General features: G+C 65.4%; 21 protein-coding genes and 1 pseudogene. 13 read left to right on the top strand and 9 right to left on the bottom strand.

What is annotated here, in order from left to right:
* The first annotated feature begins 40 nt into the window (after window positions 1-40).
* From EL272_RS05835 to EL272_RS05820, 4 genes are all read left to right on the top strand, one after another.
* Complete coding sequence (locus tag EL272_RS05835; protein WP_014846290.1) at window positions 41-994, top strand: lipoyl synthase; 954 nt, start codon at window positions 41-43, stop codon at window positions 992-994.
* Complete coding sequence (locus EL272_RS05830) at window positions 994-1,797, top strand: DUF4191 domain-containing protein (RefSeq protein ID WP_041696350.1); 804 nt, start codon at window positions 994-996, stop codon at window positions 1,795-1,797. The genes EL272_RS05835 and EL272_RS05830 overlap by 1 nt, the downstream gene beginning before the upstream one ends.
* A gap of 172 nt (window positions 1,798-1,969) precedes the next feature.
* Window positions 1,970-3,730 carry an ABC-F family ATP-binding cassette domain-containing protein gene (locus EL272_RS05825; protein ID WP_014846288.1) on the top strand — a complete coding sequence of 587 codons (1,761 nt, stop codon included), beginning with the start codon at window positions 1,970-1,972 and terminating at the stop codon, window positions 3,728-3,730.
* Between the two features lie 39 nt (window positions 3,731-3,769).
* Window positions 3,770-4,468 (top strand): GntR family transcriptional regulator, encoded by a 699-nt coding sequence (locus tag EL272_RS05820; protein ID WP_014846287.1) that lies wholly within the window; start codon window positions 3,770-3,772, stop codon window positions 4,466-4,468.
* An 8-nt stretch (window positions 4,469-4,476) separates the two neighbouring features.
* Here EL272_RS05820 and EL272_RS05815 read toward each other — a convergent pair whose 3' ends face one another.
* The 6 genes from EL272_RS05815 to EL272_RS05790 form a co-directional block, all read right to left on the bottom strand.
* Window positions 4,477-5,169: a sugar isomerase domain-containing protein gene (locus EL272_RS05815; RefSeq protein ID WP_014846286.1), complete on the bottom strand. Its 693-nt coding sequence runs from the start codon at window positions 5,167-5,169 to the stop codon at window positions 4,477-4,479.
* Window positions 5,166-5,591 (bottom strand): PTS sugar transporter subunit IIA, encoded by a 426-nt coding sequence (locus EL272_RS05810; RefSeq protein ID WP_014846285.1) that lies wholly within the window; start codon window positions 5,589-5,591, stop codon window positions 5,166-5,168. Before EL272_RS05810 ends, EL272_RS05815 begins: the two co-directional genes overlap by 4 nt.
* Window positions 5,585-5,884, bottom strand: coding sequence for a PTS sugar transporter subunit IIB (locus EL272_RS05805; protein WP_255265819.1), 300 nt, complete (start codon window positions 5,882-5,884; stop codon window positions 5,585-5,587). Before EL272_RS05805 ends, EL272_RS05810 begins: the two co-directional genes overlap by 7 nt.
* Window positions 5,885-5,886: 2 nt before the next feature.
* Complete coding sequence (locus tag EL272_RS05800; RefSeq protein WP_061787082.1) at window positions 5,887-7,311, bottom strand: PTS ascorbate transporter subunit IIC; 1,425 nt, start codon at window positions 7,309-7,311, stop codon at window positions 5,887-5,889.
* Between the two features lie 258 nt (window positions 7,312-7,569).
* Window positions 7,570-7,821 carry a hypothetical protein gene (locus EL272_RS05795; protein ID WP_061787083.1) on the bottom strand — a complete coding sequence of 84 codons (252 nt, stop codon included), beginning with the start codon at window positions 7,819-7,821 and terminating at the stop codon, window positions 7,570-7,572.
* A gap of 201 nt (window positions 7,822-8,022) precedes the next feature.
* Window positions 8,023-8,559 (bottom strand): GNAT family N-acetyltransferase, encoded by a 537-nt coding sequence (locus tag EL272_RS05790; RefSeq protein ID WP_244926122.1) that lies wholly within the window; start codon window positions 8,557-8,559, stop codon window positions 8,023-8,025.
* A gap of 332 nt (window positions 8,560-8,891) precedes the next feature.
* On the opposite strand from EL272_RS05790, the gene EL272_RS05785 reads away from it, so the two are divergent.
* From EL272_RS05785 to EL272_RS05775, 3 genes are read left to right on the top strand one after another with little or no spacing between them, the layout of a single operon-like run.
* The gene (locus EL272_RS05785) at window positions 8,892-9,620 is read left to right on the top strand and encodes an ABC transporter ATP-binding protein (RefSeq protein ID WP_061787085.1); all 729 of its coding nucleotides are present in this window, start codon (window positions 8,892-8,894) and stop codon (window positions 9,618-9,620) included.
* On the top strand, window positions 9,617-10,390 hold the full coding sequence (locus EL272_RS05780; RefSeq protein ID WP_082793773.1) for an ABC transporter permease: 774 nt from the start codon (window positions 9,617-9,619) through the stop codon (window positions 10,388-10,390). Before EL272_RS05785 ends, EL272_RS05780 begins: the two co-directional genes overlap by 4 nt.
* 4 nt (window positions 10,391-10,394) lie before the next feature.
* The gene (locus tag EL272_RS05775) at window positions 10,395-10,997 is read left to right on the top strand and encodes a TetR/AcrR family transcriptional regulator (protein ID WP_061787086.1); all 603 of its coding nucleotides are present in this window, start codon (window positions 10,395-10,397) and stop codon (window positions 10,995-10,997) included.
* Here the strand turns inward: EL272_RS05775 and EL272_RS05770 are convergent.
* From EL272_RS05770 to EL272_RS05760, 3 genes are read right to left on the bottom strand one after another with little or no spacing between them, the layout of a single operon-like run.
* Window positions 10,959-11,147, bottom strand: a complete 189-nt coding sequence (locus EL272_RS05770) for a helix-turn-helix transcriptional regulator (RefSeq protein ID WP_061787200.1) — start codon at window positions 11,145-11,147, stop codon at window positions 10,959-10,961. The genes EL272_RS05775 and EL272_RS05770 overlap by 39 nt on opposite strands.
* A 37-nt stretch (window positions 11,148-11,184) precedes the next feature.
* Window positions 11,185-12,024, bottom strand: coding sequence for an ABC transporter permease (locus EL272_RS05765; RefSeq protein ID WP_061787087.1), 840 nt, complete (start codon window positions 12,022-12,024; stop codon window positions 11,185-11,187).
* Window positions 12,021-12,857, bottom strand: coding sequence for an ABC transporter ATP-binding protein (locus EL272_RS05760; protein ID WP_244926121.1), 837 nt, complete (start codon window positions 12,855-12,857; stop codon window positions 12,021-12,023). The genes EL272_RS05765 and EL272_RS05760 overlap by 4 nt, the downstream gene beginning before the upstream one ends.
* A 249-nt stretch (window positions 12,858-13,106) precedes the next feature.
* Between EL272_RS05760 and glnA the strand changes: the two genes are divergently transcribed.
* The 6 genes and pseudogenes from glnA to pfkB all read left to right on the top strand — a co-directional run bounded on the left by glnA (window position 13,107) and on the right by pfkB (window position 21,551).
* A complete protein-coding gene (glnA, locus tag EL272_RS05755) occupies window positions 13,107-14,528 on the top strand; it encodes a type I glutamate--ammonia ligase (RefSeq protein ID WP_061787089.1) in 1,422 nt (473 codons plus the stop codon).
* Window positions 14,529-14,556: 28 nt separating this feature from the next.
* The gene (locus EL272_RS05750; RefSeq protein ID WP_061787090.1) at window positions 14,557-16,680 is read left to right on the top strand and encodes an MMPL family transporter; all 2,124 of its coding nucleotides are present in this window, start codon (window positions 14,557-14,559) and stop codon (window positions 16,678-16,680) included.
* Between the two features lie 174 nt (window positions 16,681-16,854).
* A pseudogene (locus tag EL272_RS05745) lies at window positions 16,855-18,775 on the top strand (PTS mannitol transporter subunit IICBA).
* Window positions 18,776-19,822, top strand: a complete 1,047-nt coding sequence (locus EL272_RS05740; protein ID WP_061787093.1) for a zinc-dependent dehydrogenase — start codon at window positions 18,776-18,778, stop codon at window positions 19,820-19,822.
* An 11-nt stretch (window positions 19,823-19,833) separates the two neighbouring features.
* On the top strand, window positions 19,834-20,625 hold the full coding sequence (locus tag EL272_RS05735) for a DeoR/GlpR family DNA-binding transcription regulator (RefSeq protein ID WP_014846272.1): 792 nt from the start codon (window positions 19,834-19,836) through the stop codon (window positions 20,623-20,625).
* Window positions 20,622-21,551, top strand: coding sequence for a 1-phosphofructokinase (pfkB, locus tag EL272_RS05730; protein WP_014846271.1), 930 nt, complete (start codon window positions 20,622-20,624; stop codon window positions 21,549-21,551). The genes EL272_RS05735 and pfkB overlap by 4 nt, the downstream gene beginning before the upstream one ends.
* The last annotated feature ends 23 nt before the right edge of the window (window positions 21,552-21,574 follow it).

Below are 21,574 nucleotides of genomic sequence, written 5' to 3'. Positions count from 1 at the left end.
AACCACGCGACCAATCGTTTCAGCAGGTATCATCCCCCGGGTGACCGCTGTACATCCGGATGGACGTCGACTGCTCCGCATCGAGGCCAAGAACGCCGAGACCCCGATCGAACGCAAACCCGGCTGGATCCGTACCACCGCCCGTACCGGCCCGAACTACAAGGATCTGCAGCAGATAGTCCAGAAAGCCGAACTGCACACCGTCTGTCGTGAGGCGAACTGCCCCAACATCTTCGAGTGTTGGGAGGATCGCGAGTCCACCTTCCTGATCGGCGGTGACCAGTGCACCCGGCGCTGCGATTTCTGCCAGATCACCTCCGCGAAACCCGAGGGCTACGACCCGGCCGAACCGATGCGCGTCGCCGCGTCGGTGAGGAAGATGGGGTTGCGTTACGCCACCGTCACCGGGGTCTGCCGTGACGACCTGCCCGACCAGGGTGCCTGGCTGTACGCCGAGACCATCCGCCAGATCCACGCGGTAAATCCGGGGGTCGGGGTGGAGATGCTCGCCCCCGACTTCTCCGCGAAACCGGAGCTGGTGGGCCAGGTCCTGGACACCCGGCCCGAGGTGTTCGCCCACAACGTGGAGACAGTGCCGCGGATCTTCAAGCGCATCCGCCCGGCCTTCCGCTACGACCGTTCCCTCGACGTGCTGAGGATGAGCCGCGACGCGGGACTGGTGACGAAGTCGAACCTGATCCTGGGGATGGGTGAGACCCGTGAGGAGGTCTCCCAGGCCCTGGTGGACCTGTACGAGGCGGGAACCGAGTTGATCACCATCACCCAGTACCTGCGCCCGAACGCAACCCTGCACCCGATCTCCCGCTGGGTGCCTCCCGAGGAGTTCGACGAGCTCGCCGAGGAGGCGAAACAGATAGGTTATTCTGGCGTGCTCTCCGGACCTCTCGTACGCTCGTCCTATCGGGCGGGCAGGCTTTACAGGACTGCCATGGAAGAACGGAAGAAAGCCGCGCGGAAGGCTGGTGGCAAGTGATGGCACGCAGTGAAAGGGCCCAGGAACTGGCCCAGCGACAGAAAGAACAGAAACAGCGGCAGAAGGAGAAGGCCCGCGCCGAGAAACTGCGCCGCAAGAACTCCAACAACCCGGCCGACTGGGGTCAGATCCGCCAGATCAAGGAGTCCTACAAACTCACGAAACAGCAGGACCCGATGCTGCCGTGGATCCTGCTCACCGCTGGCCTCGTCCCATTCGTCCTCATCCTGGTCCTCGGGTTCGTGCTGCATTCGCCCATCATGTGGGGTGTGCTGGGTCTCGCCACCGGTCTGCTGGTGGCGCTGCTGGTGTTCACACGGCGTGTCAAACGCGCGGCCTTCAGCCGCTACGAGGGGCAGGCGGGCTCCGCCGAACTGGCGTTGAACATGCTCGGGAAGAAGTGGAAGCACACCATCGCGGTGGCGGTCACCCGCAATCGTGATTCCGCGAACGTGGTGCACCGCGCTGTCGGTCCCGGTGGCCTCGTACTGATCGGTGAAGGGGACCCCAAGGGCCTCAAGACCCTGCTCGCCTCCGAGAAGAAGAAACACGAACAGGTCGCCTACGGTGTGAACGTGGTCACCTTCGTGGTCGGCAGGGGCGGCGGGCAGGTTCCCCTCGACCGGCTGGCCGACGAAATCAAGAAACTCCCCAAGGCCCTCAGCGCCTCGAAGATCACCGAGGTGGAGGACCGGCTCCGGGCGCTCGACGCGATGCGTCCGAAGCTGCCCATGCCGAAGGGCCCCATGCCCACCGGAAAGGGCGGCATGAAAGGAGCCCGGCAGGCGCTCCGCGGGCGTTGACGCAACCACTCGGATGCTGGTTCGCCGGTCGCCAGTGAAGCGCCCGGTTCCCGCGCACGGAGGTTCCGCGAACGGATTCCTTTGTGGCGGGAACCCTCACGACGGCGGGATGGCCGCGGCCGAGAACACCCGTTGACGCGATCCCCCGGTTTTCACTGGTAGCTTTCCGGACGTGGCAAATCTGGTCAATCTGGAATCCGTCTCTCACGCCTTCGGCACTCGTGTGCTGCTGGACGGGGTGAGCCTCGGGGTCGGGGCGGGTGAGGTGATCGGCGTGGTCGGCCGCAACGGGGATGGGAAGACCACCCTGCTGCGCGTCCTGACGGGCGATCTGGTCCCCGATTCCGGGCGAGTGACGATCTCGAACTCCGCTTCCATCGGGGTGCTGACCCAGCATCAGGCCGGCTCCCCCGGTGAAACGATCCGGCAGGTGGTCCTGGACGGCGCCGCCGATCACGTCTATGCGGCCCGGGCGGATCGGCGGGAGATCGTCGAGGCACTGCTGGCCGGTGTGGACCTGGACCGCCCCGTCGAAACCCTGTCCGGTGGCGAACGGAGGCGGGTCGGGCTGGTTGAGGTGTTGCTGGGCGACCACGACCTGATCGTGCTGGACGAGCCCACCAACCATCTCGACGTGGAGGCGATCGCCTTCCTCGCCTCCCATCTGCGTTCCCGCACCGCGGCAGGGCTCGCGATGCTGGTGGTCAGCCACGACCGCTGGTTCCTGGATGCGGTTTGCACCCGCATCTGGGAGGTTCACGACGGTGTGGTGGACGCCTACGACGGCGGCTACGCGGCGTACGTGCTGGCGCGGGTGGAACGGCAGCGGCAGGCCGCGGCCACGGAGGCTCGCCGCAAGAACCTGGCGCGCAAGGAGCTGGCGTGGCTGCGGCGAGGGGCCCCGGCCCGCACCTCGAAACCGAAGTTCCGCATCGAAGCGGCCGAGGCCCTCATCAGCGACGTGCCCCCGCCACGCGACCGGCTGGCGTTGGAGAAGTTCGCGACCTCACGACTCGGCAAGGACGTCTTCGACCTGATCAACGTCGACTACGCCGTCGAGGACCGCACGCTGCTGAGCCGGCTCACCTGGTCCATCGGCCCCGGTGACCGTATCGGACTGGTGGGGGTCAACGGCGCGGGCAAGACCACTCTGCTGGATCTGCTGGCCGGCCTGAGATCCCCTCAGAGCGGGAAGATCAAGCGCGGCGTCACACTCAGGATCGGATATCTGTCGCAGAGCGTCGGGGAACTGGACGACGAGGACCGTGTGCTCCAGTCCGTCACCCGCCTGAAACAGGCGACGAGATTGGCGACCGGCCGGGAGGTATCGGCAGGCAACCTCCTCGAGGAGTTCGGTTTCACCGGCGACAAACTGGTCGCCCGCATCGGCGACCTGTCCGGCGGGGAACGCCGCCGTCTCCAGTTCCTCCGGCTGCTGCTCGAGGAACCGAACGTCCTGCTCCTCGACGAACCGACCAATGACCTCGACATCGACACCCTCACGGTGATCGAGGACTACCTGGACACCTGGCCGGGCACCCTGATAGTCGTCTCCCACGACCGCTACTTCCTGGAGCGCGTCACCGACGCCTCGTGGGCGTTGCTGGGTGACGGCTCATGCGTGTTGCTGCCCGGCGGGGTGGAGGAATATCTGGAACGTCGCCGCGGGACGAAGAACACCTCCCCCACACCCGCTCCCCCGGCCGAGGACAGGCCCCGATCCGGTGCCGCGGTCGAACGCGCCCGGAAGAAGGAACTGGCACGCCTGGAGTCACAGCTTTCCAAGGTGGAATCCGAGATCGAACGCATCCACGACGCCATGGCCGCCTCGGCGACCGATTTCGAGCGGCTCGCCGTGCTGGACACAGACCTGCGGGCCGCCCGGGCACGCAAGGACGAACTGGAGGATGCCTGGCTGCTGGCGGCCGAATGAGAGTCTGCTTCAGCGGGGCCCGGCACTAGAATCCCCGACGTGCCCACCGAGCCGAGTCCCAAGTACCTGACTATGCGAGAAAGACTCCGCAGGAGAATCCTGGAGCTGCCGATCGGTGCCCCGATAAGTTCCGAACGGGACCTGGCCCAGGAATACGGGGTTTCCCGCATGACGGCCCGCCGTGCCGTCATCGACCTGACCCGGGAGGGCCTGTTGGATCGGCACGTCGGACGTGGCACCTTTGTGGCTCAGCCGAGGATCGAATTGCGGCTCTCCCTGAGCTCTTTCACCGATGACATGCGGGCGAAAGGAAAAAAGCCGGGTGCGATTGTGCTCGAGTTCGGCAGGGAACAGGCCAATGACAAGAGCTTCTTCCCGGTGGGGACACCGTTGGTTACGATGACCCGGGTCCGCACCGGAGACGGCGTGCCCCTCGCGATCGAGGAGACTCACCTGGATTCCTCGCTCGTTCCCGGCTACTCCGTCGACGACGCCGAGCAGTCCCTCTACGAAACCCTTGGCAGACGTTACGGCCTGCGCCTCGACTCGGGTGAGCAGCGGATCGTCGCCGTGGAATGCCCGAAGGACATCGCCAATTCACTTCACATCAGGCCTGGGGCACCGGTTATCCGCATGGATCGCAAAACCCTCATCCGGGAACGTCCCGCGGAACACACGATTTCCTGGTACCGGGCGGATGCCTATGAATTCACCGCAAAGCTGCTGCCCTCCTCGTGACGGCCTGTTCAAAGTTCGGGTATCCGGTCCCGCAGCTGTCCGGCCAGAGCGGTGTTGAAGCCGTCGTTTCCGTCCTGGTTGGCGCTCCGCCACAAGCGCACCCCGGGGTCAAGTTCCACGGTGTCCGCGAGGATCTCGGTCCAGAGCGCACAACAGGCCAGCGTGGAGAGCGGACTGGTCACCGGGTTCCCCGCCGGGGATGACACATCTCCCGGTGGAACCATGGTGTCGAGGACGACATCAGCCACCTCATAGAGGCGGTGAGCCCCCCGGGGCGGGTTCGCTTGGCTCGCCCCGACGCTGGTCAAGGCTACGACGACCGCCCCGCGTGCTCTCGCCCCCTCTGCTATCTCCACCGGGTATGGGTTGCGCCCCGAGTTTGAGAAGATCGCGACGAGATCTCTCGGGCCCGGATCGACTGCGGCCACCACTTCAGTTCCCACACCGGTTTCCCGTTCGGCCATCGTCGATCTCAGGGCACCGTTCAGGGGCAGCATGTCCGCGCGGAACAACGGACGAACGATGGCCAGTCCTCCCGCGCGAAAAAAGGTTTCCATCACCATTGCCAAGGAATGCCCGGAACCAGCCGTGAACACGAGGCCTCCCGCGCGATGGGTCCTGGCAATGCACGTCGCTGCGACGGAAATCTGTTTCCTGTTGTGAGCGACCACCTCGTCGATCCAGTTTCCCAGCGAACTCATGCGGCTGATGCCTCCGCCAGCAGGCCGGCCAGTTCGTCAGGGGCAGCGCCGCGGAGTCTTTCCGCTAGATCACCGGACATTGCGAGGGCGAAGGCCCGAAGACCCGCCATGTGGGTTTCGTTGTCCGGAGATGCCAGGCAGAACACCAGATCGACGGGATCGTTCACCTCGTGGCCGAACTCAACCGGCTCATCCAGTCGGAGCAGCGACAATCCCGGGCGCAGGCAGGTGCCCTCGGCTCGGGCGTGAGCCAGCGCTACCCCGGGGCTCAACACGAAGTAAGGGCCCAGTTCCTCGGCTGATCCGATGCAACGCTCCCCGTACTCCGGGGTGGTGGCGCCGACCTCCACGAGGAGCGCTGCGGCGGCGCGCACGGCATTTCTCCAACCGGTGGCGGCTCCCACCGCCGCCGCGGTCAGCATGCGTCCCATCCCGCTGCCGTGAATGCGGCCCGGAGCTTTTCCTCGACCGCGGCATCGTCGAGGAAGTCATCCACCGACACGATGACGGGGGCGACTCCTTCCAGTTCATCGGTGTGCATGCCCTGCCCAACCACCACGTCCGGTTCCATGCTCCGGGCCGATGAGAGATCGGTGTGATCGATCTCGGCGTTCAATCCCATCCTGTTCACGGCGGTTTCCACGGTCATGCGAAGGATCAGAGAACTTCCCATCCCCAAGCCACAGACACAGAGCACCTTCACCGGGTTCGGCATCGTCATTTCGTCTTCTCCTCCGTTTCTGCACCTTCCGCGTTCAATACGCTGCGTTTCCGAACGAACAGCAGGGCCGCCATGGTGACGACCAGGGCCGCCGCGCCGACGATCCACAGCCCAACGCCCCCAAGTCCTTCGAACATTTTCCCGAGGCCGAGGAACAACCAGCCGATCGCATACCAGTCGGGATCCGCGAGGGTGGCCAGCTCGGGGGCAGTGGAGCTGTACCAACCCCAGCCGATCCACTGCCCGAAGGCGAGGATCAATCCGTTGAGCACGCCGCCGAAAACGGCGCCGCGCCAGCCCGCCGTGGCATTGCCGAAAACTCCGGCGGCACCGCCACCGAAGAACAGCATGATCATGGGTGGGACGAGCGCGAACCAACCGGCGGTGGCGAAGACACCCATGCAGACCAGGAAAGTCACCATCGAGGCCAGGAAACCGATCATGACGGCCGTGGGGGATTTCGGGAAGACCGTGGGAATGTCCAGTGCGGGCCGGGAACCCGGCAGGAGTTTCTGGGAGATACCACGGAAAGCAGGAACTATCTCTGCCAAGAACATCCGGACCCCGTAGAGAAGGACGGCGATTCCCGCCGCGAATCGCAACGCCTGCACGAATCCCCACATCACCGGGGCCATCGTGCTGTCGCCCATCTGTTTCGTGACGACGCCGCCATCGGCGAAGAAGATGGAGACGATCATGATGATGCCGATGACGAACACGGTTGAGACGTTGATGTCCTTCAGGAAGGAGATCGCCTTCGGCATCCGGATCTTCTCGGTGTCGTGTTTCACCGGATCGCCCAAGCGGAGGGCCTTGGCGCCGTATCCCGACAGCAATGCCAAGCAAGACGTGGTGTGCCCGAGACCGAAGTTGTCTCCGCCGACGGCACGTTTCATGAGTGGTTCCATCCACATCGGCTGCAGCGTCCAGTAGCAGGCGACGACAACGGAGGAGACCACCGTGAGGGCGACGGGGTCCGCCCCGGGAATCGCCTCCACGAACGTGGCCACCAGCACCAGAGACATCCAGTACATCAGGTGCCCGGTCAGATAAACATAACGCGCCGATTTGAACAGGGCGACCAGGACGAGGTGGATCAGGAAACCAAACGCAATCACCAAGGGAACCACCGTTCCCCTGCCCACAAGGAAGGTCGCCATGTTGCTGGTGCTGGTCGGCGGCGTGATCCCGAAAGCGCTGGATACGATCGCCTGGAAGGCGACCAGGCCCGCCACGAAAATGTCCACGCCGATGTTCAGGATCACGACCCCGAGGGTGGCCCTGACCGCACCACCCACCACCTGTTCGAGGGGTTTGCGTTGAAGCAGGAGACCGATTAAGGCGATGAGCCCGATGAGAACGGCAACCTGCGAGAAAAGATTGTTCGCCAGCGCAGAAGCGATATTGGCAATGAGATCCACTGATACCTCCAAATTTGATGCCGGAGCGAATCCCTCCGGCAAAAACAGTCTTAGCATCCCGGGAATGGATTCATTTCCCCGGATCTGTTGTGGGCTACCCAGCGATGACAGCCATCACGGATTGTAAAGATGCACGTCCTCGCTGCTCTCCGTTCCTTCGTAGAAGTTCATGCGGGGAATACCGATCATAAAGTAGTCGGGATAGGACGAACCGGCGGGCCAGATGTTGGGATCCACGAAGATCTTGCCACCCGCGGACTAGTCCCAGTCCATGTTGTACTCGGCGTTCTTCTCGTCCTTGCCCGGAAACCGACCGGCGCCTCCCCGGGCCTTCAGCGGCCGGTTGAAGTTCTTGGCACAGACGAGTCTCCATGCCTCCCGACCCCGTTCTCGCGCCCGGGATACCCCGAAACCGATGAACTGATCGGTGAACCAGCAGCCACCCCGGAACCGAGGATCATGACGGTCGGCACCGCAACAACCATCGCGGGCCCCGCACGGTTCATTCATTTCTCCTCCCCGCTCCTCCTTGAGCGATCTTCAAATGGTATAGACCATCCTAGGCGGAGGCACCTCGCGGGTCAACAGGTGGCGAGGTCTCGGACCCGGACATCCCGGCCGACCCGGCGACCACTGCGCCGACCTGTGCCCGACGGGTGACGCCTGGCTGGCCCCGGCCGATGTTTCGGGAAACCTCAGCCGATGCCGCGTCTACTCACTGTTCGGAACAGCAGTGATCGGCAACGGTTCGGTTCGCGGGGTGGGGTCGCTCGCCAGGCGTCCGTAGGTCGCGACGTCGATTCGCTGCCCGCCGATCAGGAATTTCTCCCGTTCGATGCCTTCCTGGATGAACCCGGCGGCGAGCGCCACTCCTCGGGATGCGGGGTTGTTGACCCGGTGGCCGAGTTCCAGGCGATGCAGCCCACCCGATGTCAGGGCCCAGTTCGCGACGGTGGCCGCCGCACGGCCCGTCCAGCCACGCCCCCGCGCCGCGGGATAGGTCCAGTACCAGAACCAAGCGTTGCGGTTCCCGGAATCGACACTCAGGGCAACAAGCCCGAACAACAAATCACTTTCCCCGGCCATCGCGAATGGCAGATGTGAGGCATCAGGATCGAGCAGCCGCGCCACATAGGCTTCCGCCTCCAACGGATCGGTGACCCGTCCCTGCCGGGCCATGTCACCGGCCGACGTGAACGCCTCCAGAACTCGGGACGTGTCGCTGATCCGCAGTGGGCGAAGCCTCATCCCAGTCATCGGTTGCCCTCCGGGTAGTTCCACATCTTCTCGGTGCAGCAGACACCTCGGAGAAACTGAGAGTCCCGGGCGCGAACAACGACATCCCGGTAATCGGGTCTCATGGTATGCCCAGTTTCCCGAAAGCCGGGTCAGCCGATGCTGGCGCAGCGACCTACCGCCGCACCTCCCCGTGGCCACGCGCCGGGGCGTCCCGCATCGAAGGTGATGAGGGTCGCGAGCAGGAGATTGTTTTCATGACGGTCTGCCACGGACCGAGGCCGACCCCCTGCCCGACCGACCTTCCCTTCCCCTTTGTCACCCAGACAGGTACCATTCATCACATGATGAACTCATCACTTGATGAATCAGCTGTCTCCGCGTCCGGCCTCGTCGTCAGGCGCGGCCACAACGAGATCCTTCACGGGGTCTCCCTCTCCCTGCCCCGCGGTTCCGTCACGGGATTGCTGGGCCCCTCGGGCTGCGGGAAGACAACCCTGATGCGCACCCTCATGGGAGTGCAGCACATCACCGCGGGCTCGGCGACGCTGCTGGGCCTGCCGGCCGGACATCCGGGACTGCGCCGACGGGTGGCCTACACCTCACAGGCCGTGAGCATCTACACCGATGCGTCCCTGCTGGCCAACACCACTTACTTCGCACGCCTGCTGGGTGCCGGGCGCAACTCGGCGCGCCGGGCCATCGAAAAAGTGCATCTGGACGGCCTGGAACACCGCCGCATCGACCAGCTGTCCGGGGGTCAGGCCAGCAGGGCCTCCCTGGCCTGTGCGCTGGTGGGTGATCCGGAGGTGTTGATCCTCGACGAACCGACGGTGGGTCTGGATCCCCTGACCAGGCAGGCCTTGTGGGAATTGTTCCGCGACCTGGCCGGCCGGGGAACCACACTGCTGGTTTCCAGTCACGTCATGGACGAGGCGACCCGCTGCGATTCCGTGTTGTTCATGCGGGACGGACGGTTCCTGGCCCACGAACCCGTGGCAGCTCTCCAGCGCAGAACGGAAACCAGCACCCCCGAGGATGCTTTCATGGCCCTGATCGAGGAAGCGGCATGATGAGCACCAACGCCGTCGCACGATCGGTACCGTTCGCCACGGTGGCCCGGATCGCCGCGCAGTTGAAGGGCGACCCGCGTGCCATAGCCCTGATCCTCCTGATCCCGCCCCTGCTGTTGACCCTGCTCTACTACGTCTTCCACGATTTGCCGACACCACCCGGGCAATCCCGCGTCTTCGACACGACCGGCCCGATCATGCTGGCCGTGTTGCCGATGTTCATGATGTTCATCGTCACCTCGGTGATCATGCTCCGGGAGCGCGCCTCCGGGACCTTGGAGCGGATCTTCACCACTCCCCTGACGCGCTTGAACCTGCTGGTCTCCTACGCCTGCGTGTTCGGCCTGCTCGCGGTGCTGCAGAGCAGCATCCTGGTGGTCCTGCTGCTGGGTCCACTGGGAATCGAGCTGACCGGCCCGGCCTGGGCCCTGCTTCTGCTGTCCTTCCTGGGCGCAGTGATCGGGGTGGCCTTCGGCCTGCTGGCATCGGCCTTCGCCCGGACCGAGTTCCAGGCGGTGCAGTTCATGCCGGTCTTCATCGCCCCGCAGCTGTTTCTCTGTGGCCTGCTCGTCCCGAAGGAGCAGCTCCCGGACGTGCTGGAGGCCATCGCGAACTGGCTGCCGATGACATGGGCGGTCGATGTCGTGCGCGACGTGCTGGCCAATCCGGAGCTAGGCTCGGACAGCTGGTGGCGGTTCGCCGCCCTGGCCGGGGTGATCTTCGCCTCCCTGCTCATCGCCGCGGCCTCCATGCCGAGAAAGACGAGGTGATCGCTTGCCCGGGGGTTCGAAGTCGGAACGCACCAAACTGCGCATCCAGCAGGCGGCCGCGAAGCTGTTCGCATCCCGGTCCTTCGAGACGGTCAGCACCCGCGCCATCGCCAAGGAGGCCGGGGTCGACGCCGCCCTGATCCACCACTACTTCGGTTCGAAGGAGGGCCTGTTCCAGGCGGTGCTGAACGCCGCCATCCGCCCGGAACAGTTGGAGGCATTGGTCGTATCGGAATCACCCGATGACTGGGGACGGCAGCTGGTGCGCGCCGCCGACAAGGTCTGGACCTCACCCGCCGCCCCCGCCCTGAAGGCGGTGGTGCGGCGGGTCCTGGTGGGCCACGAGGGCGTGCTGCGAGAATTCGTCACACGCTCCCTGTTCAACAGATTCCTCTCCCACATCGAAGGCCCCGAACCGGAACGACGACTCCGGGCCTCCCTGATCGGATCCCAGATGTCAGGACTGGTGATCGCACGCCACATCGTCGGCATAGAACCGCTGGCAAGCCTTTCCACCGACGAAGTCGCCAACCTGATCGGGCCCGTGCTCCAGCACTACATCACGGGATCACTGCAACCTGGGAAAATCGTCGAGGGAGAAAACTGACTCCACGGGAACCTCGAAGAACCTGGCGATCCTGAGCGCCAGATGCAATGACGGCGAGTACTCGCCCCGTTCCAGGTAGCCGACGGTCTGGTAGTGGACGCCGAGCGCCTCGGCCAGCTCCCGGCGGCTCACCTTGCGATCTGCCCTCATGACGGCAATGCGATTGAAGACCCGCTCCTCCACCAAGTCATCCTCCCGCCAGGGAACGAATGTTGGTTTGCATGCGTGAAAGCCTACCGATGCTCTCCTTGCGGAAACCGCGACGCACCAGGGCCGCGGCAACCGGGAAGCCCACGAGAACCCAAGCGGTCAACACGCAGAAGGCCAGAAGCGGCTGGAACGAACCGCCCACCTCCCAGGCCGGATCGCCGACGAGTGCCCAGCGGGTCAGGTGCCCGGACCAGTAGAACGGGAGCGCCTGCTGGATGACCTGTACCCAGCCGGGAAGCGTCACCAGCGGTATGGCCGCCCCGCTGGTCCCGAGCAGCGCGAACACCAGCACGTAGGAGAGCATCTGCAGATTGGAACCGCGCGCCACCGCTCCGGACAGGAAACCGATGGGCGCCGCCGCCAGGGAGGCGACGATCGCCAGGCCGACGACGGGGATCAATTGCCCCCACCCGAGCGGGAAGCCGTTCAGCAGGAACATCCCGAGCACCAGGAGGATCACCTGGCTCACGACGAGTATCGCCGCGGTCGAGATGGTCTTGCCGATGGCCCACACCATCGGGCCGTGCGGCAGGACCCGGACGCGCAGCAGGGCACCCCCGACGCGGTCCATGTAGGTTTCCGCCCCCACCTGTATGACGATCATGCAGCTCCACGAGCCGACGAAACCAGCCACCGTGAGCGAGTCCGTTCCCGGGCCCCCGATCAGATTCAGCCGGGACAGCCAGAGGATCAACAGCGCCGGCAGGAACGCAGTGAAAATCCCCGCGCCGACGAATGCCGGTCGCAGGTCCCCACGGACCTGGACCAGAGCGGCGCGGAGAATCGCGAGGAACGTGGGATGGGTTGCGCGGGTCATTTCCCCTCCTTGGTCAGGGCCAGGTAGGCATCCTCGAGGTTGGGGCGGGTGATGGTGAGACCCGAGATGGCGTCGAGATCGAGGGTTTTGACGAACTCCTCGGGGGAGCTGGTCGCGTGGACGTGACGTTCACCCGCCTCGTGCCAGGTCACCTGGGCCGTGCCGGAGAACTGCTCACGCAGTTCGGTGACGGTGCCGTCCGCGAAGACCCGGCCCCGACCCATGATCACCACCCTCGACGCGAGCCTTTCGACCTCCGCCAGGTCGTGGCTGGTCATCAGCACGGTGGCGGCGTCATCGACACGCTCTAGGATGAGATCGTGCACCCGCGCCCTGGAGGCCGGGTCCAGACCCGCGGTCGGTTCATCGAGGATCAGCAGCTCCGGTTTCCCCAGGAGAACAGCGGCTAGGTCGATGGTCCGGCGCTGGCCTCCCGAGAGCCGTCCGAGCCGAACCTTGGCCTTGTCCTCCAGACCGACCATGCGCAGCACTTCAGCCACGGTTGAGCCGGACCGCCCTGATGTGGCCTGAATGGCGCGCACCCATTCGAGCTGGTCACACACCCGCCACCTGGTGTGATCGGACCAGCTCTGCTGGACGAGACCGATCCTGCCCCAGAACCCGGCATCCGCTTTCCCGGGATCCACGCCGAGCACCCGGATCGTTCCGGAATCGGGCGACAGGAAACCGAGCAGCAACTCGACGAGGGTGGTCTTACCCACCCCGTTGGGTCCCAGGAGGAACACGACCTCACCCGGCCGGATCCTGAGATCCACTCCCCGAAGCACCGGTAGGTTGCCGTAGGCGAACTCGACCTGTTCGACCACAATCACTTCAATCGCACCCTCTCTCAGTAGCGAAGACACCAGCTTTCATAGCAGGAATGCTACATATCATACTATGCCCATTCTGCCTTGGGTTCGCCCCTGACGCGACAGCCACCACGAGGACCATCCGGCACTGACCCCGGAAACCGGCAGAGCCTGCCCTCCGCGCTGTAACACCGCCGTTACGATGGCGGAAGATCTGGGCAATCTGGGCCCCGTAGGGTGGTCCCAGTTCACAAGACAACTGGAGGGTTCATGTTCACAAGCGCCGAGGAGCTCCTGGCCTTCGTCAAGGAGGAGGGCATCGAGACCATCGACTGCCGCTTCTGCGACCTGCCGGGCGTGATGCAGCACTTCACCGTCCCGGCCGGCTCCTTCGGCCCCGAGGTCTTCACCGAGGGCCTGAGTTTCGACGGTTCCTCGATCGCTGGTTTCCAGAAGATCCACGAATCGGACATGGCACTGCTCCCGGACCCGACCAGCGCCTTCGTCGACCCGTTCCGCAGGTCGAAGACCCTGAACGTCAACTTCTTCGTCCACGATCCCCTCACGAAGGAGCCCTACTCCCGCGACCCGCGCAACATCGCCCGCAAGGCCGAGGCCTACCTGATCTCCACGGGCATCGCGGAAACCGCCTTCTTCGCCCCCGAGGCCGAGTTCTACGTCTTCGACGACATCCGCTTCGACTCCACCCCCAACGCCTCCTACTACCACATCGATTCCGAGGCGGGGGCCTGGAACTCCGGTCGCGTGCAGGACGGCGGCAACCGGGGCTACAAGGTCAAGTACAAGGGCGGCTACTTCCCCGTAGCCCCCGTCGATCACTTCGGTGACCTGCGCGACGACATCGTCCGCCACATGGAGAACGCGGGCCTGGTGGTCGAACGCGCCCACCACGAGTGCGGCACCGCCGGTCAGGCCGAGATCAACTGGCGGTTCGACACCATGCTGAAATCCGCCGACGACGTGATGAAGTTCAAGTACCTCGTCAAGAACACCGCCTGGGAGGCCGGCAAGACCGCCACCTTCATGCCGAAACCGATCTTCGGGGACAACGGCTCCGGGATGCACGTCCACTCCTCGTTGTGGAGCGACGGGAAACCGTTGTTCTACGACGAGAACGGCTATGCGGGTCTGTCGGACATGGCCCGCTGGTACATCGGCGGCATCCTCAAGCACGCGCCCGCGTTGCTGGCCTTCACCAACCCGAGCGTCAACTCCTTTCACCGCTTGGTTCCCGGTTTCGAGGCCCCCGTCAACCTGGTGTACTCACAGCGCAACCGTTCCGCCTGCATCCGCATCCCGATCACCGGTTCCAACCCGAAGGCCAAGCGCATCGAGTTCCGCTGCCCGGATCCGTCGAGCAACCCCTACTTGGCCTTCGCCGCCATCCTGCTGGCAGGGCTCGACGGCGTCCAGAACCGCATCGAGCCCCCCGCCCCCATCGACAAGGACCTCTACGAGCTGCCCCCCGAGGAGCACGCCGAGGTCTCCACCGTGCCCGCCAGTCTGAGCGCGGTGCTGGATGCCCTGGAGGCGGATCACGAGTTCCTGCTGGCGGGAGACGTCTTCACCCCCGACCTGATCGCAACCTGGGTGGGGCTCAAGCGCGCGGAGATCCAGGCCATTGCCATTCGGCCGCATCCGCACGAATTCGAGCTCTACTACGCCCTTTGATCCCCCGAGAGCCGTAGGCTCATCGCCCATGAGAACCCGAACGTTTCGTCTCGTCACTCCAATCGCCCTGATCCTGTGCTGGCTGCTGGCAGGTGGGATCGGCGGGCCGTTCTTCGGGAAGGTCAGCGAGGTCGCGCGCAACGACCAGGCGAGTTTCCTTCCGACCAGCGCGGAGGCAACCGTCGTCGGGCAGAGGTATCGCGATTTCGTGGGCAACGATCAGATCCCCGCCATCGCCGTGTTCACCGGGGAGAATCCTCTGACAGAGCCCCAGAAACAGGCCGTGGCGGCCCTCGGGCAGGACCTGGGATCCGTGGAGGGCGTGGCCGCGGTTTCGCCGCCGATCACATCCGAGGATTCCTTGGCAGTCCAAGTTTTCGTAGGGGTGGACGCGACGGCGAACGTCTCCAGGACCGTCAACTCCGTCCGGGATGTGATCGCGGCACACGACCTCGCGGGATTGGACTTCCACGTCACGGGTCCGGCGGGCTTCACCAGCGACCTCTCGCGGGCCTTCAGCGGGATCGACGGCCTGCTGCTACTCGTGGCCCTCGGCCTGGTGCTGGTGATCCTGGTGGTCGTGTACCGCGCAGTACTCCTTCCGTTGGTGGTGTTGTTGACGAGCGTGTTCGCCCTTGCCGTCGCGCTCCTGACCAACTGGTGGCTGGCGAAATGGGAGGTGCTGACCCTCACGGGACAGACCCAGGGAATCCTCTTCATCCTGGTGATAGGCGCAGCCACGGACTACTCCCTGCTGTACACCGCACGCTACCTCGAGGAGCTGCGGCGCCACGAATCGAGGATGGAGGCCACCCGGGCCGCGCTGCGCGGTGTCCTGGAGCCGATCCTCGCCTCCGGCGGCACCGTGATCGCCGGGCTGCTGTGCCTGCTGTTCAGCGATCTGGGTTCCAATCGTTCCCTGGGGCCGGTGACCGCCATAGGCGTGGCCTTCGCGGTGCTCGCCTCCCTGACCCTGCTCCCGAGCCTCACCTACCTGCTGGGCCGGGCCTCCTACTGGCCCCGGGTGCCGCGTTTCGATCCCGACCGCACCGATGAGGAACAGACCCACACCGGCGTGTACGCGAGAACCGGCCGGTTCGTCTCGAGGCGTCCCCGTGCGGTGTGGATCGCCTGCGTCATCCTGTTGGGCATCGGCGCCGCTTTCGTTCCTGCCCTCAAGGCGGATGGAGTTCCCGTCAGCAGCTTCGTGCTGGGGGCCTCCGACGCCCGGACCGGCCAGGAGGCGTTGTCGCGTCACTTCCCGGGTGGGGCCGGTTCGCCCGTCTATGTCCTGGCGGCCGAGAACAACCTGCAATCGGTGGCGAACCAGTTGCTGGGCAACGACGGTGTGGCCTCCGTCAGCGTCGTCTCGAAGGCCTCACCTTCGGGCTCCGCGCCCGTCACGACGGCGGGAATCCAGCCCGTCGGACGACCGGGAACGCCGCCCCCGGCTCCCACTGTGGACGACGGCGAGGTCATGCTGCTGGCCACTCTGACCGCCGCCGCCGACAGCGACGAGGCAATCGAGACCGTGCGCGAGCTGCGGGCGGATCTGTCCGGGACCGCGCGCATCGGAGGTACCACCGCCACCGATCTGGACACCCGGACCACCACACAACACGACAGGGCCCTGATCATTCCGTTGGTGCTCGCGGTGATCCTGATCATCCTCGTCCTGCTGTTGCGCAGCCTGCTGGCCCCCGTGCTGCTGGTGGCGACCACGGCCCTCAGCTTCGAGACCGCAATGGGGGTGGCTGCCGTCGTGTTCAACCATGTCCTGAACCTTCCGGGAGCCGATCCGTCGGTACCGCTGTACGGGTTCGTCTTCCTGGTGGCCCTGGGTATCGACTACAACATCTTCCTCATGACCCGGGTGCGTGAGGAGGCACTGGAGCACGGAACACGCGAGGGCATGTTGCGTGGGCTGGCGGTCACGGGCGGGGTCATCACCTCGGCCGGCCTGGTGCTGGCGGCGACCTTCGCCGCTCTGGCCGTCCTCCCGATCCTGTTCCTGTTGCAGATCGCTTTCATCGTCTCCTTCGGGGTGCTGCTGGACACCTTCGTCGTGCGTACCCTGCTGGTCCCCGCCCTGATCCAGGACATCGGCCCCATGGTGTGGTGGCCGTCCCGGGTGCTCAGGAACCGGCCCTGACCAGCCCCTTCACAGAATCTGCCCGTTTCAGTCCGATACGACCCACGGATCATTTCTGTTTCCACCCGTTTACAGCTTGACTCTTCCCGTTTCTGCCCGTATTCTTCCGATATCGGCTTTGAAACCCACTCGAAGCCACACATTCAGACATCGGAGTCAGAAAGGGTGATTCGCATGTCCCTACCGGATGCGCGTGTCAACAAGAACCTCGAAGGCAGTGGCTTCCGTGCCCGCATCCAGCGCTTCGGAGGCCACCTGGCGGGGATGATCATGCCCAACATCGGTGCATTCATAGCCTGGGGTCTGCTCACCGCCCTCTTCATACCGAAGGGGTGGGCACCCAACGAGACCTTGGCCACCATGGTGACCCCGATCATCACCTACCTGCTTCCTATCCTCATCGGCTACACGGGCGGCCGGATGGTCCACGGGCAACGCGGCGCGGTCATCGGGGCCTTGGCGACGATGGGCGTGATCGTCGGCAGCGACACCCCCATGTTCCTGGGCGCCATGGTCATGGGGCCGCTCGCCGCTTGGGTCCTCAAGCAGTTCGACCGGGCGGTCCACGGCCGGGTGGCGAGCGGATTCGAGATGCTCGTGGACAACTTCTCCCTCGGCATCATCGGCATGATCATGGCCATTCTGGCCCGCCTCGGGATCGGTCCCGTCGTCGGTTTCCTGGTCAACCTGCTCGGTCAGGGGGTCCAGATCCTGGTGGACAACGGCCTGCTGCCGCTGGCCTCCATCGTCGTGGAACCCGCGAAAGTGCTGTTCCTGAACAACGCCATCAACCACGGTGTCCTGTCCCCGCTGGGTGCGGCGCAGGCGCAGGAAGTGGGACAGTCCATCCTGTTCATGGTGGAATCGAACCCTGGACCCGGCCTGGGAGTCTTGCTGGCGGTGTGGTTCTTCGGCCAGAAAGCGTTGCGCAGCACCGCTCCCGGCGCCGTCATCATCCACTTCTTCGGTGGCATCCACGAGATCTACTTCCCCTACGTTCTCGCCAAGCCGGTTCTCATCGTCGCCTCGATCGCGGGTGGTGTGAGCGGGCTGCTCGTCGGCAGCATCGCGGGCGCCGGTCTCGTCGGCCCGGCCTCTCCCGGCAGCATCATCGCCTACCTGGCGGTCACGCCCCGCGGCGGATACGTTGCGGTGCTGTCCGCGGTGATCGCCGCCACGGTGGTCAGTTTCCTGGTCGCTTCCCTGCTGCTCGGTTTCGGGCGGGGCAGGAAGGCCGAGGCGCCCGGGACCTCGGCCGATGCCGGGGAATCCGCGCCAGAGCATGCGGCCGAACCCCGAATCCCGTCCGATGCCACAAAATCCCCTGCCGAGGAAACCGGGGCCCCGGCCACCGGCACCCGCGTGCTCAACGGCCGCGACGTGAAAAAGCTGGTCATCGCCTGTGACGCAGGGATGGGCTCCAGCGTCATGGTGGCCAGTTCCATGAAGAAACGCCTGGCACCCCACGGTGTCGAGGTGTCCCACTCCCCCGTCAACGAGGTCAGCCCGGATACCGAATTGATCATGTGCCAGTCGGGCCTGGCCGATCGGGCCCGCAACATCGCCCCCAACGCCGTCATCATCACCTTCGAACAGTTCCTCGGCGACCCGGCCTTCGCCCGCGTCGAGAACGCCATCAAATCAGGAGAGAACCTTGTCTGAAATCCTGTCCCGCGAAACCATCCGCCTCGGATTGACCGCCACCGACAAAACCGATGCCATCACGCAGTGCGGTTCCCTGCTTGTCGCCGTCGGCGCCGTGACCCAGCCTTACGCCGATGCCATGTTCGAACGCGAACACCAGGTGCCCACCTACCTCGGGGAGGGGGTCGCGATCCCCCACGGCACCAACGAATCACGGGAGCACATCCAGCGCACCTGCCTCGGCTTCCTGCAATTCCCGGGTGGGGTGGACTGGGACGGCGAACGGGTGTTCGTCTGCATCCCGATCGCGAGCCGCGGTGAGGAACACGTCGAGATCCTCGGCGAACTCGCCGAGGTGCTGATGGATCCCGACGCCGCCGCCCAGCTGCGCACCACCACCGACCCTGACGACGTCCTGCGCCTGCTCGGCGCCTTCGGAAAGGAGAACTGAATGCTCGCCCTGCGTTTCTACGCCCCCGAGGACCTGCGCCTGGAGGACGTGCCGGAACCCACCTGCGGAACCGATGAGGTGAAGATCCGGGTGAAGAACTGCTCGACCTGTGGAACCGACGTGAAGATCCGCAAGAACGGGCACCAGAACCTGACCCCGCCCCGCATCATCGGGCACGAGATCGCGGGCGAGGTGGTGGAGGTCGGTTCTGGGGTCGCCGGCGACTGGAAACCCGGCGACCGGGTCCAGGTCATAGCCGCAGTTCCCTGCGGGAAGTGCCACGAGTGCCGGAAGGGTTGGATGGCCGTCTGCCAGAACCAGACCTCCGTGGGCTACCAGTACGACGGGGGTTTCGCCGAGTACATGATCGTTCCCCGCGAGGTGTTGGCGGTCGACGGCATGAACCGCATCCCCGACGGGGTCGGTTTCGCAGAGGCCTCCGCGGCCGAGCCCTTCGCCTGCGCCATCAATGCCCAGGAGCAGCTCAGAATCGAACCGGGCGACGACGTGGTGATCTTCGGTGCCGGCCCCATCGGCTGCCTGCACGTGCGCATCGCCCGCGGAGTCCACCGGGCCGGGCGCGTCATCCTGGTCGACATCAATTCCGAACGGTTGAAGATGTCGGCCGACGCGGTGCAGCCGGATGTCGTGATCAACGCCTCCGAGGTGAACATCGTCGAGGAGATCCTGAAACTCACCGACGGTCGGGGCGCGGACGTGGTCATCACCGCCACCCCCGCGAACATCACCCAGGAGCAGGCGGTCTCGATGGCGGCCCGCAACGGGAGGATCAGTTTCTTCGGCGGGCTTCCCAAGACGAACCCGACCATCACGCTGGATTCCAACCTCGTCCACTACCGGCAGCTGCACATTCACGGCGCCAACGGTTCGGCACCTGAGCACAACCGCCGGGCCTTGGATTACATTGCCAGTGGTGAGGTGCCCGTGGCCGACCTCATTACCCGCCGCATCAGGCTCCGCGACGTGATGGACGCATTCGGGATCGTCGAGCGCGGTGAGGCCATCAAGGTCACCGTGGAACCCTGACAGGAGATCTGATGAACGCCACCGCCCCGACCTCCCGGATCCGGTACGCCGCCGAAAGGCAGGAAGCCATCGTCGACGCAGCCCATGCCCAGGGGCGCGTGGACGTCACGGAGATCTCGGAGCGGCTCGGCGTCACCCCCGAAACCGTGAGGCGTGATCTCACCGTTCTCGAACAGCGGGGGCTGGTGAGGCGCGTCCACGGCGGGGCCCTGCCCGTGGCCCAGACCGACCGCGAGCCAAGCATTCTGCAGCGCCTCGGGGTCGGGGCGGGTGAGAAGCAACGCATCGCCGAACGGGCGTTGGCGGAGCTGCCCGGCCAGGGCACCATCCTGCTGGATTCCGGCACCACCACCCTGGCGCTGGCCCGGCTGCTGACAAATGACCTGGGGTTGGCGGTGGTAACCAACTCGGTGGCCATAGCGGCCGTGCTCTCGGACCACTCCGATCTCCAGTTGCACCTGCTGGGGGGGCAGGTCAGAACCCGCACCGGGGCCGCGGTGGGGTCCTGGGTGGAACGGGCTCTGAGCGGAACGTGCATAGACGTTGCTTTTCTGGGCACCAACGGTTTCAGTCTGGACCGGGGCATGACCACCCCGGACCTGGCAGAGGCCGATGCGAAGCGGGCCATGGTCGCGGCCTCCCGGCGCCGAATCGTGCTGGCGGACGCCAGCAAGGCCGGTCTGAGCCATTTCCAGCGCTTCGCCGACGTCGAGGAGGTCTCGCTCCTCATCACTGATTCCCGCCTCGACGACGAAACCACCGAGGCATTCGACAACGCAGGCATGGAGGTGGCCCGCGCATGATCGTTACCCTGACACCGAACCCGAGCATCGACCGCACCGTGCTTGTGGAGAACCTGCTGCCGGGCGAGGTGAACCGAGCCGTCAGCAGCCGCATTGACCCGGGGGGCAAGGGAGTGAACGTGGCCCACGCCTTGATCCGCAACGGCCATCCCGCCCGTGCCGTGCTGCCGTTGGGCGGCCCGGACGGTGAACTGCTGGCCCGCCTGCTACAGAACGCCGGGGTTCCCTTCGACGCCGTCCCCATCGCGGGGACCACACGGACGAACATAGCCATCGTCGATCCCGCGGGGGTCACCACCAAGGTGAACGAACCCGGGCCCGAGTTGTCCCCCGACGAGGTGGAACGGCTCGGGAAAGCCGTGGACGGGGCAACCGGCCCCGTGGTTCTGTGCGGCAGCCTGCCGCCGGGCACGGATGACTCGTTCCTCGCGGGGATGATCGCCCGGCACCCCGGCAGGGTCGCCGTCGACACGTCGGGAGCCCCGCTGGCTGCCGCCGTGGCGGCCAAACCCTGGCTGATCAAACCCAACCGGGAGGAACTCTCCGAACTGACCGGCCGAGAACTTCCCACCCTGCGGGCCGTGGTCGATTCCGCCCGCGAACTGATAGCGGGCGGAATCGGAGTGGTCGTGGTGAGCCTGGGATCCGACGGTGCCCTATGGGTAGACTCCGACGACATCCACCACGCCAGGGCCACCGTCACCGGACCACGTTCCACGGTGGGTGCCGGTGACTGCCTGCTGGCCGGGGTTCTCAGTGCCCTCACCGCGGGGGGCGACCCGGCAACCGCTCTGAACCGGGGAGTCGCGTGGGGGGCGGCCGCGGTTGCCCTGCCCGGCAGCGCCGTGCCGGGCCCCGAGGACATCGCGGCCGTGGCGGTCACGAGCACTCCCGAACCAGACCTGAACACCGTGCTCACCGGCTGAGTACGGGCAACCCGAACACAGAC

This window comes from Arachnia propionica, from assembly GCF_900637725.1.
Lineage (GTDB): Bacteria > Actinomycetota > Actinomycetes > Propionibacteriales > Propionibacteriaceae > Arachnia > Arachnia propionica.
Note: the sequence above shows the minus strand (reverse complement) of the source record. Positions and strands in the feature narration are given on the sequence as shown.

Coding starts and splice junctions, on each gene's coding strand:
- EL272_RS05740 (WP_061787093.1), top strand. CDS start 18,776: ATGCTCGCCCTGCGTTTCTACGCCCCCGAGGACCTGCGCCTGGAGGAC.
- EL272_RS05830 (WP_041696350.1), top strand. CDS start 994: ATGGCACGCAGTGAAAGGGCCCAGGAACTGGCCCAGCGACAGAAAGAA.
- pfkB (WP_014846271.1), top strand. CDS start 20,622: ATGATCGTTACCCTGACACCGAACCCGAGCATCGACCGCACCGTGCTT.
- EL272_RS05735 (WP_014846272.1), top strand. CDS start 19,834: ATGAACGCCACCGCCCCGACCTCCCGGATCCGGTACGCCGCCGAAAGG.
- EL272_RS05770 (WP_061787200.1), bottom strand. CDS start 11,147: ATGAGGGCAGATCGCAAGGTGAGCCGCCGGGAGCTGGCCGAGGCGCTC.
- EL272_RS05785 (WP_061787085.1), top strand. CDS start 8,892: ATGATGAACTCATCACTTGATGAATCAGCTGTCTCCGCGTCCGGCCTC.
- glnA (WP_061787089.1), top strand. CDS start 13,107: ATGTTCACAAGCGCCGAGGAGCTCCTGGCCTTCGTCAAGGAGGAGGGC.
- EL272_RS05815 (WP_014846286.1), bottom strand. CDS start 5,169: ATGAGTTCGCTGGGAAACTGGATCGACGAGGTGGTCGCTCACAACAGG.
- EL272_RS05790 (WP_244926122.1), bottom strand. CDS start 8,559: ATGAGGCTTCGCCCACTGCGGATCAGCGACACGTCCCGAGTTCTGGAG.
- EL272_RS05750 (WP_061787090.1), top strand. CDS start 14,557: ATGAGAACCCGAACGTTTCGTCTCGTCACTCCAATCGCCCTGATCCTG.
- EL272_RS05765 (WP_061787087.1), bottom strand. CDS start 12,024: ATGACCCGCGCAACCCATCCCACGTTCCTCGCGATTCTCCGCGCCGCT.
- EL272_RS05795 (WP_061787083.1), bottom strand. CDS start 7,821: ATGAATGAACCGTGCGGGGCCCGCGATGGTTGTTGCGGTGCCGACCGT.
- EL272_RS05780 (WP_082793773.1), top strand. CDS start 9,617: ATGATGAGCACCAACGCCGTCGCACGATCGGTACCGTTCGCCACGGTG.
- EL272_RS05810 (WP_014846285.1), bottom strand. CDS start 5,591: ATGCTGACCGCGGCGGCGGTGGGAGCCGCCACCGGTTGGAGAAATGCC.
- EL272_RS05805 (WP_255265819.1), bottom strand. CDS start 5,884: ATGCCGAACCCGGTGAAGGTGCTCTGTGTCTGTGGCTTGGGGATGGGA.